We start from the raw sequence: 12,941 nt of genomic DNA, 5'->3' as shown, positions 1-12,941 counted from the left end.
GGCGGGACGGGCACGCCCGCCTCTCGCAACCGCGCGTGCGCGAGCCGCTTGTCGAACATGACGGCGATCTCCTCGACGTCACCCGCGACGCGCGCCCCGGAAGCGGAAGCAGCCTCCGCGAGGCGCCGCAGGGCCGCCGTGAACGTCCGGTGCCACCGGGCGCCGCCTCCCACCCGGGACGGGTCGCCGGGGCCGCGCAGCAGCGCGTCGGCCTCGGGATCCGCACCCGGCGAGTCGATCCGGAGCAACTCCCCCGGACGCGGCGCGACCCCGGCTCCGCGCAGCACGTCCGCCCAGCCGATGAGCCGCGGCTCGGGCAGCCCGGCCGACCGGCACGCCGCCGCGAACAGCTCGGCGCGCCGGTCGCCGGGCACGCCGACCACGGCGAACGTCATTCGGTCACCGCGGCGTAGAACCAGTCGCCGTCCGGCTTCTCCTGCTCGGAGAGGTCGACCTCGACGCCGGGGAGCGCCTTCCTGACGCGCTCCATCATCGCGTCGGACAGGAAGTGGTGGTGCAGGTCGAGCGCGCGCAGGTGGGTGAGCGGCTGGCCGGACAGCAGCGCCTCGGCGCCCCGGTCGGTCAGGATCCCCATCGCCAGGCTCAGCGTCTCCAGCCGCGCCACCACCGGCGCGCCCGCGACCGCCGCCGCGATCTCGTCCTGGATCTCGGAGTCCTCCAGGCCCAGGTGGCGCAGGGCGGGCAGCCGCTCGCCCGACAGGATCGGCGCGAGGTCGGCGACCGTGGCGTCGCCGCCGTAGTCCGACACGCCCAGCCACAGGTCGAGGTGCTCCAGGTTCGGCAGCTCACTGGCCGCCACCGCCTGGACCACCCTGGCCGGGAGCCCGCCCGACTCGAAGCGCAGCACCTTCAGTGCCTCGCTCTTGATCGGTTCGAGCGCCAGCCCCTGCGCACCGCGGATCTCGAACCGCTCCAGGCCGGGGAACGCGGTGAACAGCGGCGAGATGTCGGAGTACTCGATCCAGGAGATCTCCGACTCCTCACCGGTGATGTCGCCGACGAACAGGGCCCGCAGCTTCGGGAAGGACGCGGCGGCCTCCGACAGCAGCGCAGCCGGATCGGCGACGTCATCGTCGTAGGAGGCGCCGAAGTAGCCGATGATCAGCGCCGTGACCTCGGTCGTGTCGACCGCCTGCCGGAACCGCGCGAACGTCTCGCCGAACGGCTCGCTGTCGAAGGACGTCCCGACGTACCAGGCGACCTCGCCCGCGGATGGCGGGAGCTCGTCGTCGGCCGCCGTCTCGTCACTGAACCTGAACACCGGCAGGCCGGCGTATTCCTCTAGTCGCTGGTAAACGCCCATGGGTCCCCTTCGTGATTCCGTCGGGACGTAGTCCTATCAGGGAAGAACGACAGAAGATGGGGCAACCCGGATCATCACGGCCAGGTGCCCGTTCCTCCACCGGGTCCGCGGCGCTGCGCCGCGGTGCTCGGCGGGGCTTTTCGAGACGGTCGGCGGGGCAGACTCAGTCCATGGCCGTAACGCCCGACTACGACGACGATCCCGAGCGCTTCCGCCTGGCCAGCCGGGTCACCCGCCAGTACCTCATCGGGGCGCGGAGCCTGCACGACCACGTCGCGTCGAAGCTGCGGGACGCGGGCGCGTCCCGCGTCCTGGACGTGGGCTGCGGCGAGGGCGCCCTCACCGCCGCGTTCGACGGCGGGCCGCCGTTCCCGCTGGTGGGGCTGGACGCGTCCGGCACGCTCCTGCGCGCCCATCCGGGGCCGCGCGTGCAGGGCGACGCCCGGCGCCTGCCGTTCCGGGACGGGACGTTCGACGCGGTCGTCGCCGTGAACATGCTCCACCACCTGCCGGACCCCACGGCCGCGCTCCGGGAGGCCCACCGCGTCCTGGCCCCCGGCGGCGTCCTGCTCGCCTCGGCGATCTCCCGGGCGGACAGCCCTGAGCTCGCGCCGGCGTGGCGGCCCGACCCCACCGCGTTCGACGCCGAGGACGCCCCCGACCGCGTGTGCGAGGTCTTCGCGGAGGCGGAGGTCGAGCGCTGGGACGCGCCGCTGATCACGCTGCCCGACCGCGACGCGATCCGGGACTACCTGGTCGCACGGCACATGCCCCGGGTGGAGGCCGCCGAGTCGGCCGGGCACCTCCGCACGCCCCTCCCGGTGACGAAACGCGGCTGCCTCGTCCTCGCCCGCCGCTGAGCCGGCTGCGAGCGGCCTACAGCCAGCCGCGTTCGCGGGCCGCGCGGGCGGCGGTGTGCCGGTTGTCGGCGCCCAGTTTGGTGACGGCGGCGGACAGGTAGTTGCGGACGGTCCCCTCCGACAGGCCGAGGCCGCGGGCGATGCGGGAGACCGGGGCGCCGTCGGCGGCGGCGCGGAGGGTGTCGAGCTCGCGGGGCGTGAGCGGGCACTCCTCCGCGGCGAGGGCGTCGGCGGCGAGCTGCGGGTCGATGTACCGGGCGCCGCCGGCGACCTGCCGGATGACCTCGGCGAGCCGCGCGCCGGGCGCGTCCTTGCCGAGGAAGCCGCGGACGCCGGCGGCCATCGCGCGGCGCAGGTTGCCGGGCCGGCCGTGCGCGGTCACGATCACCAGGCGGCAGCCGGGCAGGTCGCGGGAGAGCCGCTCGGCGGCGGCGAGGCCGTCCAGACCGGGCATGTCGATGTCGAGGACGGCCACGTCCGGCCGGAGGGCGAGGGCGCGGTCGACGGCCTCGTCGCCGCGGCCGACGTCGGCGACGACCTCGATGCCGTCCTCGGTCTCCAGCAGCAGGACGAGCGCCTCCCTGATCAACAGGTGGTCGTCGGCCAGCAGGACCCGGATCACGCCTCCTCCCCGGCCGGTGCGGGCACCGCCGGGACGGTGGCCGCCACCCGGAACGTCCCGTCGCCTCCCGGGCCGGCCGCGAACTCGCCGCCCGCGGCGGTGATCCGCTCGGCGAGCCCGGCCAGGCCGCTGCCCGCGTCCCCGGAGGCGCGGCGTGCGGCGCCGTCGTTGACGATCTCCACGCGGACGTTCTCGGCATCGGCCGCGACGGAGATCTCGCACCAGGTGGCGCTGGAGTGCCGCAGCACGTTCGTGGCGGCCTCCCGCGCGACCCGGCCGAGCGGCTCGTGGACGTGGGCGGGCAGCGCGGGCGGCACCTCCGGGCGATCGCAGCGCATCCCGGCGGCGCGCAGGACGGCCGACATGCCGTCCAGCTCGGTGCCCAGGCTCGTCGCCCGGTAGCCGCGGACGACCTCCCGCACGTCCCGGACGGCGTCCCGCGCCATCGTCTGGATCTCGGTCAGCTCCTTGCGGACGCGCCCGTCGTCGCGTTCCAGGAACCGCTCGGCGACCTCGGCGCGCAGCGCGACCGCCTGGAGGCTGTGGCCGAGGACGTCGTGCAGGTCACGGGCGAACCGGAGCCGCTCCTCGCCCACGGCGGACCGGGCCAGCTCGGCGCGGGCCTCGCGGAGTTCCTGGACGACATGGAACAGCCATACCGTGACGTATCCGGAGAAGGACGCCAACGGGATACCGGTCACCTCGAACAGGACCGTCAGCGCGGGCAGCCCGAGGAGCACGGCGTAGACCGGGGTCAGCACCGCGGCCGCCGCCGTCACCGCGGTCGCCTCCCGCACCGGCAGGACGACGGCGATCAGCCCGGCCGGGACGAGCAGCGCGTTGCCCCATCCGTGGTCCGTCCCGAGCAGCGGCATCGCCCAGCAGACCAGCGCGATCGCGGCGAGCCCGAACCGGTGCCCCCGCGCAGGGCGCCGCATGAGGTTCAGCCAGAGCAGCCGGGAGTAGAGGGCCAGCACGACGCCCACACCGGACAGCGCCAGGAGCAGGTAACCGGCGTCGCGCCGGTGGAAGACCTCGTACCAGAGCGCGGGCAGCAGGAGCCCGCACAGGGTCAACGCGGTCATCCCCACGAGGATGGCGGCGATGAAGGTGGGACGCGGGATGCCGGGCTGCACGCGCCCAGCGTATTCGGCCGTCAAGGACGGTCGCCGTGCTCAGGCGGCGCGGAGGCGGGTGGCGGCGCGTCCGCTGACCAGGCGCCCCTCGTCCAGGACGCCGACGCGGTCGGCCTCGCACGCCTCCTGCGGGTCGCGGGTCGTCAGCACGACGCTGACCCCGTTCTCGGCCAGCGTGAGCAGGACGGACCACACCTCGCGGGCGGCCGCCCGGTCGAGCCCGGCGGTGGGCTCGTCGAGGAAGAGCACGTCGGACCGCCCGACGAGGGCCAGCGCCAGGTCGAGCATGCGCCGCCGGCCCGCGCCGAGCCGCTCGAACGGGGTGTCGGCGACGTCGGTGAGGCGGGCCAGGCGCAGCGCCTCGTCGCGGGTGAGCGGGTCGAGCGTCCAGCGCCGCCACGCGTCGACGATCTCGGCGACGGTCAGCCCGGGGAACAGGCCGCCGTCGCGCCAGACGGCCGCGGCCCGCGCGGTCTCCCGGTCGGCGTAGGGGTCGGCGCCGCGCAGCCGGACCGACCCGCCGGTCGGGCGGCGGAGCCCGGCGAGGATCTCCAGCAGGGTCGTCTTGCCCGCGCCGTACCGGCCCAGCAGCGCGTAGATCTCGCCTTCGGCCACGGTGAACGAGACGTTCCGGACGGCCTCGTTCAGGTCCAGGTCGCGTACATCGATCACGGGTGCCTTCATGACATCCATGCTGGCCGCGCGGGACGCCGGCGTGCAGTCACAGCCATCACGAAACGGCCGTGAAGAATTCAGGGGCGGCCCATGACAGATGTCATGGTCGGGCGACGGCCCATCCGGCAGGGGGGACGGTGACGCCTGCGTCAGAGAAGTCGGCCTGGCCCGCCACGCACGTCCATCTGGCGTCGGGCAGGTTCACCTCGGCCGGCTCGTCGTCCAGGTTCAGGACGACCGCAAGCCGCTGGTCGCCGTGCACCACAATGTAGGAGAGCGCCGTGTTGGTCAAGGTGGCCACCGTGGTGCGGGCGTGGACGAGCCAGGGGTGGCGGCGTCTGAGCCCGATCAGCTCTTGGTGCAGACGGTGGTTGGCCTGCCCGTACCCAGGGGTCTCGTTAGGACGAGCCGGGAAGGCCGGGCGGATGGCGTCGTCCCCTCCCTCCCGCTCTTCCTTGATGCCCTGGAAGGCGAACTCGTCCCCGGCGTAGATGGACGGGACGCCCCCGATCGTCATCAGAATGACGAGCGCGTGCGCCAGTCGCCGTTCGTCGTCCAGGCGGCTGGCTATGCGGGTCACGTCGTGGTTGCCGAGGAATGTCTGCGGGACGAACGTGTCGAGCATTTCGTCGTGCCGGCCTAGCGCGTGGGCCAGTTCATAGAAGTTGCGGTCGTTCAGCGAGCTCCAGATGGCTTTCCAGAGCTCGTATTGGGTGACGGAGTCGAATCCGCTCTGATCGACCACTTTCGCGTAGTCGCCGTGGATGACCTCACCGACGAACCATGCGTCGGGGAAGCGCGCGCGGACACGGTCGATGACCGTCCGCCAGAACTCCGGCGGGACGGCGTAGGCGGCGTCGAGACGCCAGCCGTCTATGCCGCGCTCCAGCCAGTGGGTCATGACGTCGGTGACGTAGGCGGCGACCTCGGGTTCGGTGTGATTGAGCGTGACGAGACGGTCGTGCCCCTCGAAGGTGCGCAGGTCCGCGTGGAACCACTTCCGGTACGGGGACTCGTCCCCCTTGGCGGCGACGTCGGCGAAGGGCGCGAAGCTCCGTCCGACATGGTTGAAGACACCGTCGAGCAGGACGCGGACGCCCTTCTGCTTCGCCTCGTCGAGGAGACGTTGCAGATCGTCCTCCCCGCCGAGCCGCGGATCGACGCGGTAGTGGTCGACGGTGTCGTAGCCATGGGTCTCGGACGCGAACACCGGCCCGAGTGCCAGCCCGTTGCAGCCGAGCTCCACCAAGTGGTCGAGCCAGCCGTGCAGGCGCCCGAGCCGAGGTTCCGGCGGCGTCCCGTCGGGGCCGTCTCCGCCCGGGACGGCTCCGACAAAGCCGAGGGGATAGGCATGCCACCAGATGACGTGATCGGGCCACCGCATGCGCCCTCCCCTACCCCGAATGCGGGCGGCTACAGTCACGCGCGCACGAGAGTCTCCAAGGACAACTCGTCCGGACGGGTGATTCCGGCGAGGACCATGGTCAGTTCGAGTTCGGCCTGGAGGCAGCGCAGGACGTGCTGGACGCCTGCCTGGCCGCCCAGCGCCAGCCCATACGCGTACGGACGCGCGACCATCACGGCCTTGGCGCCGAGTGCCAGCGCCTTGGCCGCATCCGCTCCCGTGCGGATTCCGCTGTCGAAGAGCACGGTCGCTTGGCCGCGGACGGCGTCGACGATGGTGCCCAGTGCGTCCAGCGACGCGACCGCACCGTCCACCTGGCGTCCGCCGTGGTTGGAGACGATGACGCCGTCCATCCCGGCGTCCACGGCCTGGCGGGCGTCATCGGGATGCTGGATGCCCTTGAGCGCGATCGGGCCGTCCCAGTGCTCCCGCAGGAAGATGAGGTCGTCCCAGGTGAGGCTGGGGTTACCGAAGTTCGCGACCCAGTGCAGGAGCGCGGTGCTGCGGTTGGCGTCGGTGACGGGCCCGCCTACCGCCTTCTGGAACACGGGGTCACTGAAGTAGTTCGCAACGCCGATACCGCGCAGGAACGGGAGGTACGCCTGGTCCAGGTCACGGGGACGCCAGGCGAGCGTGAACGTGTCCAGGGTGACGACCAGCGCGGTGTACCCCGCCGCCTTGGCCCTCTCCAGGAAACTGACGGCGAGATCCCTGTCCTTCGGCCAGTACAGCTGATACCAGCGAGGCCCTTCACCATTGGCCTCCGCGACCTCCTCGATGGAGTAGGACGATGCCGTGCTCAGCACCATCGGCACCCCCTCGGCCGCCGCCGCCCGCGCGACGGCCAGCTCACCGTCCGGATGCAGGATCGACTGGACACCGATGGGCGCGAGCAGCACCGGGGACGGCATCGCGGTGCCGAGCACCTCCACCGACAGGTCGCGCTCGGACACGTCCCGGAGCATCCGCGGCACGATCCGCCACCGGTCGAACGCCTCCCGGTTGGCCCGCGCGGTCGCGCCGGTGCCCGCCGAGCCCGCCACGTACCCGAACGCCTGGGCCGACAGCGACCGCTCGGCCAGCTCCTCAAGCCCGGTCAGGTCCGTGGGCAGCGCGGGGCGCACGTCGCCGAGGCCCTGCAGGTAGATCGAGTTCTGGAAGTCGGCCAGCGAGCTCACGGGCACCTCCGCCATTTCACAACGAAACCGTCGGATCTCAATCTGCCAGGTCCGCGGAGGTGACGGAACGACATCGATCGCCCGTTCCGGGCGGCTCGCCGGGTGGGGCGGGCACAACATGTCCCAGGGACCGGCCACAATGTGGGGCATGGCACGACGCGGATCCCAATCCCCTCCCCCGCCGGACTTCGAAGAGAACATCGTCGACGTCGATGTCTCCGAGGAGATGCGCGGCAGTTTCCTTGAGTACGCCTACTCGGTGATCTACCAGCGGGCGCTTCCGGACGCGCGCGACGGCCTGAAGCCCGTCCAGCGCCGGATCCTGTACTCGATGAACGAGATGGGGCTCCGCCCCGACCGCGGGCACGTCAAGTGCGCCCGCGTCGTCGGCGAGGTCATGGGCAAGCTGCACCCGCACGGCGACAGCGCCATCTACGACGCGATGGTGCGGATGGCGCAGTCGTGGGCGATGCGGATGCCGCTGGTCGACGGGCACGGCAACTTCGGCTCGCTCGGCGGCGACGACCTGCCCGCCGCCATGCGGTACACCGAGGCGCGCCTGTCCCGCGAGGCGATGCTGATGGTCGGCTCCATAGACGAGGACACGGTCGACTTCCGGCCCAACTACGACGGGCAGGAGACCGAGCCGGAGGTGCTGCCGGCGGCGTTCCCGAACCTGCTGGTCAACGGCGCGTCCGGCATCGCGGTGGGGATGGCCACGAACATGGCGCCGCACAACCTCGGCGAGGTCATCGCCGCGGCCCGGCACCTGATCGACCACCCGGACGCCACGCTGGACGACCTGATGCGCCACGTCCCCGGCCCCGACCTGCCCACCGGCGGCAAGATCGTCGGGCTGGAGGGCATCCGCGACGCCTATGAGCGCGGCCGGGGGACGTTCCGCACCCGCGCCACCACGACGATCGAGAACGTCACGCCGCGCCGCAAGGGCATCATCGTCAGCGAGCTGCCGTACGCCGTCGGGCCGGAACGCGTCAAGGCCAAGATCAAGGAACTGGTCAACGCCAAGAAGATCCAGGGCATCTCCGACCTGAAGGACCTCACCGACCGCAAGGTCGGCCTCCGCCTGGTCATCGAGATCAAGAACGGGTTCAACCCCGAGGCCGTCCTCGCCGAGCTCTACCGGCTCACGCCGATGGAGGAGACGTTCGGCATCAACAACGTCGCCCTCGTCGACGGGCAGCCCCGCACCCTCGGCCTCCGCGACATGCTGCAGGTCTACGTCGACCACCGCATCAACGTCGTGCGGCGCCGCTCGATGCACCGCCGCAAGAAGCGCGAGGACCGGCTCCACCTCGTGGACGGCCTGCTGGTCGCCCTCCTCAACATCGACGAGGTCATCCAGGTCATCCGGCAGAGCGACGACTCCGCCCAGGCCAAGCAGCGCCTCATGCAGATCTTCGAGCTGTCGGAGATCCAGGCGCAGTACATCCTGGACACCCCGCTGCGCCGCCTCACCCGCTTCGACCGGCTGGAGCTGGAGAAGGAGAAGGAGCAGCTCGCCAAGGAGATCGCGCGGCTGACCGCGATCCTCGAATCGGAGAAGAAGCTGCGCGGCGTCGTCTCCAAGGAGCTCGGCGAGGTCGCCAAGGAGTTCTCCACGCCGCGCCGGACGATCCTGCTCGAAGCCTCCGGGCAGACCGCCGCGGCCGCCGTCCCCCTGGAGGTGGCGGACGATCCCTGCACGGTGCTGCTGTCGTCCACCGGCCTCATGGCCCGCGCCCATGACGCGTCCCCGCTGCCGGACAGCGGCCCCCGCGCCAACCACGACGTCCTGGTCTCCGTCGTTCCGTCCACCGCGCGGGGCCAGGTGGGGGCGGTGACGTCGCTGGGCCGGATGGTCCGCATCGAGGTCATCGACCTGCCGACCCTGCCCCCCTCGGCGACGCCGCCGTCCCTCGCGGGCGGGGCACCGGTGGCCGAGTACGTCGACCTTGAACCGGACGAAACGGTCGTGGGGATAGCCGCCGTCACCGACACGGGCGGTGGCCTGGCGCTGGGCACGGCTCAGGGCGTGGTGAAACGGGTCGTGCCCGAGTTCCCCGCCAACCGCGACGAGTTCGAGGTCATCACCCTCAAGGACGACGACCGCGTCGTCGGAGCCGTCCAACTGCTCTCCGAGGAGCAGCATCTCGTCTTCATCAGCACCGACGCCCAGCTCCTGCACTTCCCCGCCTCGCTCGTCCGCCCGCAGGGCCGCGCGGCCGGCGGCATGGCGGGAATCAAGCTCAGCGCCGGGGCCCGGGTCCTGTGGTTCGGCGCCATCTCCCCGGCCCGCGAGGCCCGCGTGATCACGGTGTCGGGCGCGTCCTCCGCCCTGCCCGGCACCCAGACCGGCGCGATCAAGCTGGCCGACTTCGCCGACTTCCCGGCCAAGGGCCGCGCGACCGGCGGCGTCCGCGCGCACCGCTTCCTCAAGGGCGAGGACGTCCTGCTCCAGGCGTGGGCGGCCCCGACCCCGCTCCGCGCCACGTCCGCCAACGGCAAACCGGTCATGCTCAACGTGACGATGGGCCGCCGCGACGGCTCCGGCGAGAAACTCGACCAGCCCATAGCCGCCATCAGCGGCCCCATTGGCGAGCCGCCGGAAGAGGACACCACCGAAGAATGACCGAAGGTCCCGGCTAGCCCACGCGGCCGGGACCTCCGCGTTCTTTTCCGGACCGCGCATTTTCACTTCGAACGGCGGAAGCGGACACCCATCCGGCCCCGACTCGTCACCCGCCAGCCAATAATGGCCTGGTGACAGTCGTGGGCGGCACCCGGACGCGGCTAAGAATCTTCCGGTTTACCCACGCTTTTGATCGTCCGCAGTCGGCCTCACGGCTTGATCATGAGCAGCCGAAGAAATCTACTTGACGGAGGTGATAAGTCCGCAACGGCAAGGAGCCGTCCATGGGGACCCCGAGAACCAAAGCGGCCGTTCGATCGGTCCGCCCCGCCAAGAGAAATGCCTTCGCAAAGCTCGGCGCCGCACTCTCCGCAATCGCGGCCGCCGCGACGCTCCAAGCGCTCGCCCCGGCCGCGCACGCCGACAACTGGGGCTCCACCGTCTGTGGCGGCGACCCGCGCAACTGCGTCAGCCTGGCGAACAACGGCGTGCACGCCGTCTACCTCGACGGAAGCTTCGGCAATCCCGTTACCTACGACATTCCTGGCCTGGACGACGCAGTACGGTGGGCCCTCGCCAATGTCTACACGCCGACGGACATGACCGCCTACGTGGACCAGGCCGATCCCTACCCTGACGTGCGGATGGCAGATTACGACTGGGGAGAGTTGAACGGGGTCGTCGGCTGGGTGCAATGTCCGGCGACCCATACCGGCGCAGGCGGAAACCGCGCGGCCGGCACCGGATGGTGCCGCGGCCAGCATCTGCGCTTCAATGCCTACTATTACTGGCACTACTTCGGCGTATACGACACCGTTGCCCAGCAGCGCCAGATCGCCTGCCACGAAACCGGCCACACCGTGGGGCTGCGGCACCGTTCCACGCTGAACTCGTGCATGCACACGTACGCGGGTGTAGGCGCCGCGTCCACGCTGGACGCCCATGACCAGGGCCACGTCAACGGCCACTACTGAACGGCTGAGGTGAGGAAGATGCGTTCACTCCGAGCCACGTCCGTGGCCATGCTGATCACGGTCGCCTCCATGACCGCCGCCTGCGGCAACGGCGACGGCGCCGCCCCGCAGAACGAGAGCACACGTCCCAACACCGCAGCCGGACTCGATACCCATCACCCCGGGAACGTCGCATTCTTCAAGCAGTTCCGGATGCCGAACGCGCTACTGGTCAAGCCACCCGAGAATCTGGCCGCCGGCGCGGACACGGCCACCGCCGTGATCGTCGCCGAAGTCGCCGACGTCCGCCGGACCCGCGTCGTCGGACCGCCGGAGGCCAGGGTGCCGATGACGGGCATCGTGCTACGTCCGGTGGAAACGCTGCATGGCAAGCTCCGTCCGGAACTCAAGGACGTCATCGTGGAATTCACCGGTGAAGCGACCGTGGATTCCCCGGAATCGATCGCCGAGATGCGCGCCTCACTGCCCCAAGGCAAGGCGGTGTGGTTCTTGCGTTGGCAGGGGACACCGCCTCCCACTTCCAAACCCGGCGCCCGTCCGATCCCCCGAGAGTCGAAGAAGTTCTATGGCGTCGTCTCCCTGGATGGCGGCATGTTCGTGCAGGGAGCGGAGAACGTGGTGAGCCCCATCGCGGCGGAAAGCGGCGAGACGGCCGGCCCCCCGACCATGCGCAAGGCCGGTGAGCGGTTCGACAAGCTCAGCGAACTCGCCAAGAAGGTCCGCACGCTGGATTGAGGCCGGCTCACCGCCACGTACTTTCCACGATTGACCCGGCCGGGCTGGCAGCCAGATGATTTATCCCGACAAAGGGGGAATCATGGGGCGTACCATTCCGATCATCGCGGCGATGAGTGCATTACTGGCAATCGGGGCCTGCACTGAGCCGGGCGAGTCGCCCGCGACGAGCTCGAACGCGGCAGCGGGCGCCACCACCTCTCCGGCGAGCGAGCCCGCCACAACGAGCGCGTCCCCCACGCCCAGCCCCTCCATCGAGCAACGCACCGTCACCAAGACGCGCAAGGTCCCGTTCAAGACGAGAAGGGTTAACGACCCCACCCTCGCCAAGGGCACCACCAAGGTGAGGCAGCGCGGCGTCGCGGGCATCAAGACCGTCACTTACAAGGTGACCTACACCGACGGCGCCAAGACGGACACGAAACTGGTGCGCGAGGTGGTCACGAGGAAGCCCGTCACCCGGATCATCGCGGTCGGCACAAAGCGGGCCCGGTCCTGCGACCCGAACTACAGCGGTTGCGTGCCGATCGCCAGCGACGTCGACTGCGCGGGAGGCAGCGGCAACGGCCCCGCCTACGTGCAAGGACCCGTCCGCGTGATCGGCTCCGACATCTACGACCTGGACAGAGACGGTGACGGCATCGCCTGCGACACCTGATCCTCATCCTCGGAGCACATCAAGGTCCTCAATGCACCGCACCACGTCCTCGGCAACGTCCTCAACGTCACCGACCGGCCATCGGACGGCGCCGTCCGGTGGCCGGGTGACATAGAACGTCGAGTCCCGGACCCAGATCGTGATCTCCGGCCGCACCGACAAGACGGCCACTCGCAGGCCGTCACTCAGGTACAGCGGCCCGATCCCCCGCGAAGCGAGTAGTCGCCGCAGTTCCCGTGCCGCCCCATGGCAGTCCCGCCGGGGCGGGCACCACGGCCCCCGCACGGGCAGGACGAAGTAGACGACCTTCCCGGGCACTGGTGCCGGACCCAGCCGCGACCGGCTGCGATGCGCTCCCCAGCGTCCGCCATGCTGCAGCGCCAGGGCGTTGACCAGCTCAAGCCCGCGTCCGCCCACCGCCTCGACCGGAGGACGCAGGCTTTCCCGGACGGCACGGTCCCCCGCCACGCCGCGGAGTCGAAGACCCGCACCACGACCTCCGTCCCCTGCCCGCGCGCGTAAATCTGCAACTCGGGCAACCCCGCCGTGGGCGTGACCGCGAGCGCCCGCCCGCCCAGCGCGTGCACGAAAGCGTTCGTCGCCAGCTCGGACACCATGGTCACCGCGTCTTCGACAACCTCCTCTGGCAGCGGCAACGCGGTGAGCGCATCCCGGACGAGCTTCCGCGCCACCCCGGCACACCGAGCCTCCGCCGGCAACACCCAGGCGGCACACCCCCCAC

The 12,941-nt window shown here is 71.0% G+C and carries 12 protein-coding genes and 1 pseudogene; 6 read left to right on the top strand and 7 right to left on the bottom strand.

Going from position 1 to position 12,941, the window contains the following annotated elements; genetic code table 11:
• Together E1200_RS23835 and E1200_RS23830 are read right to left on the bottom strand one after the other, a co-directional pair.
• Window positions 1-395: pseudogene (locus E1200_RS23835) on the bottom strand (hypothetical protein); the annotation flags it as partial.
• Window positions 392-1,324 (bottom strand): STM4015 family protein, encoded by a 933-nt coding sequence (locus E1200_RS23830; RefSeq protein ID WP_131954298.1) that lies wholly within the window; start codon window positions 1,322-1,324, stop codon window positions 392-394. The pseudogene E1200_RS23835 and the gene E1200_RS23830, both read right to left, overlap by 4 nt.
• 170 nt (window positions 1,325-1,494) lie before the next feature.
• Between E1200_RS23830 and E1200_RS23825 the strand changes: the two genes are divergently transcribed.
• Entirely contained in the window at window positions 1,495-2,184 is a 690-nt protein-coding gene (locus tag E1200_RS23825) for a class I SAM-dependent methyltransferase (RefSeq protein ID WP_131954297.1), read from the top strand.
• A gap of 16 nt (window positions 2,185-2,200) precedes the next feature.
• On the opposite strand, the gene E1200_RS23820 is transcribed toward E1200_RS23825, so the two are convergent.
• The 5 genes from E1200_RS23820 to E1200_RS23800 all read right to left on the bottom strand — a co-directional run bounded on the left by E1200_RS23820 (window position 2,201) and on the right by E1200_RS23800 (window position 7,215).
• Window positions 2,201-2,806, bottom strand: a complete 606-nt coding sequence (locus E1200_RS23820; protein ID WP_131954296.1) for a response regulator transcription factor — start codon at window positions 2,804-2,806, stop codon at window positions 2,201-2,203.
• On the bottom strand, window positions 2,803-3,942 hold the full coding sequence (locus tag E1200_RS23815) for a histidine kinase (protein ID WP_131954295.1): 1,140 nt from the start codon (window positions 3,940-3,942) through the stop codon (window positions 2,803-2,805). Before E1200_RS23815 ends, E1200_RS23820 begins: the two co-directional genes overlap by 4 nt.
• A 39-nt stretch (window positions 3,943-3,981) precedes the next feature.
• The gene (locus tag E1200_RS23810; RefSeq protein WP_131954294.1) at window positions 3,982-4,626 is read right to left on the bottom strand and encodes an ABC transporter ATP-binding protein; all 645 of its coding nucleotides are present in this window, start codon (window positions 4,624-4,626) and stop codon (window positions 3,982-3,984) included.
• Between the two features lie 91 nt (window positions 4,627-4,717).
• Entirely contained in the window at window positions 4,718-6,001 is a 1,284-nt protein-coding gene (locus tag E1200_RS23805; protein ID WP_131954293.1) for an alpha-amylase family glycosyl hydrolase, read from the bottom strand.
• A 35-nt stretch (window positions 6,002-6,036) separates the two neighbouring features.
• Window positions 6,037-7,215, bottom strand: coding sequence for a lactate 2-monooxygenase (locus E1200_RS23800; protein WP_131954292.1), 1,179 nt, complete (start codon window positions 7,213-7,215; stop codon window positions 6,037-6,039).
• 133 nt (window positions 7,216-7,348) lie between these two features.
• Here E1200_RS23800 and E1200_RS23795 point away from each other — a divergent pair, with 133 nt between their 5' ends.
• The 5 genes from E1200_RS23795 to E1200_RS33915 all read left to right on the top strand — a co-directional run bounded on the left by E1200_RS23795 (window position 7,349) and on the right by E1200_RS33915 (window position 12,721).
• A complete protein-coding gene (locus E1200_RS23795; RefSeq protein WP_131954291.1) occupies window positions 7,349-9,832 on the top strand; it encodes a DNA topoisomerase IV subunit A in 2,484 nt (827 codons plus the stop codon).
• 284 nt (window positions 9,833-10,116) lie between these two features.
• Window positions 10,117-10,806 carry a matrixin family metalloprotease gene (locus E1200_RS23790; RefSeq protein ID WP_131954290.1) on the top strand — a complete coding sequence of 230 codons (690 nt, stop codon included), beginning with the start codon at window positions 10,117-10,119 and terminating at the stop codon, window positions 10,804-10,806.
• Between the two features lie 48 nt (window positions 10,807-10,854).
• Window positions 10,855-11,541, top strand: coding sequence for a hypothetical protein (locus E1200_RS23785; RefSeq protein ID WP_131954289.1), 687 nt, complete (start codon window positions 10,855-10,857; stop codon window positions 11,539-11,541).
• A gap of 82 nt (window positions 11,542-11,623) precedes the next feature.
• Window positions 11,624-12,199 carry a G5 domain-containing protein gene (locus tag E1200_RS23780; protein ID WP_207933514.1) on the top strand — a complete coding sequence of 192 codons (576 nt, stop codon included), beginning with the start codon at window positions 11,624-11,626 and terminating at the stop codon, window positions 12,197-12,199.
• Window positions 12,200-12,568: 369 nt separating this feature from the next.
• Window positions 12,569-12,721, top strand: coding sequence for a hypothetical protein (locus tag E1200_RS33915; protein ID WP_165950436.1), 153 nt, complete (start codon window positions 12,569-12,571; stop codon window positions 12,719-12,721).
• The last annotated feature ends 220 nt before the right edge of the window (window positions 12,722-12,941 follow it).

The sequence above is a fragment of the Actinomadura sp. GC306 genome, from assembly GCF_004348665.1.
GTDB lineage: Bacteria > Actinomycetota > Actinomycetes > Streptosporangiales > Streptosporangiaceae > Spirillospora.
Note: the sequence above shows the minus strand (reverse complement) of the source record. Positions and strands in the feature narration are given on the sequence as shown.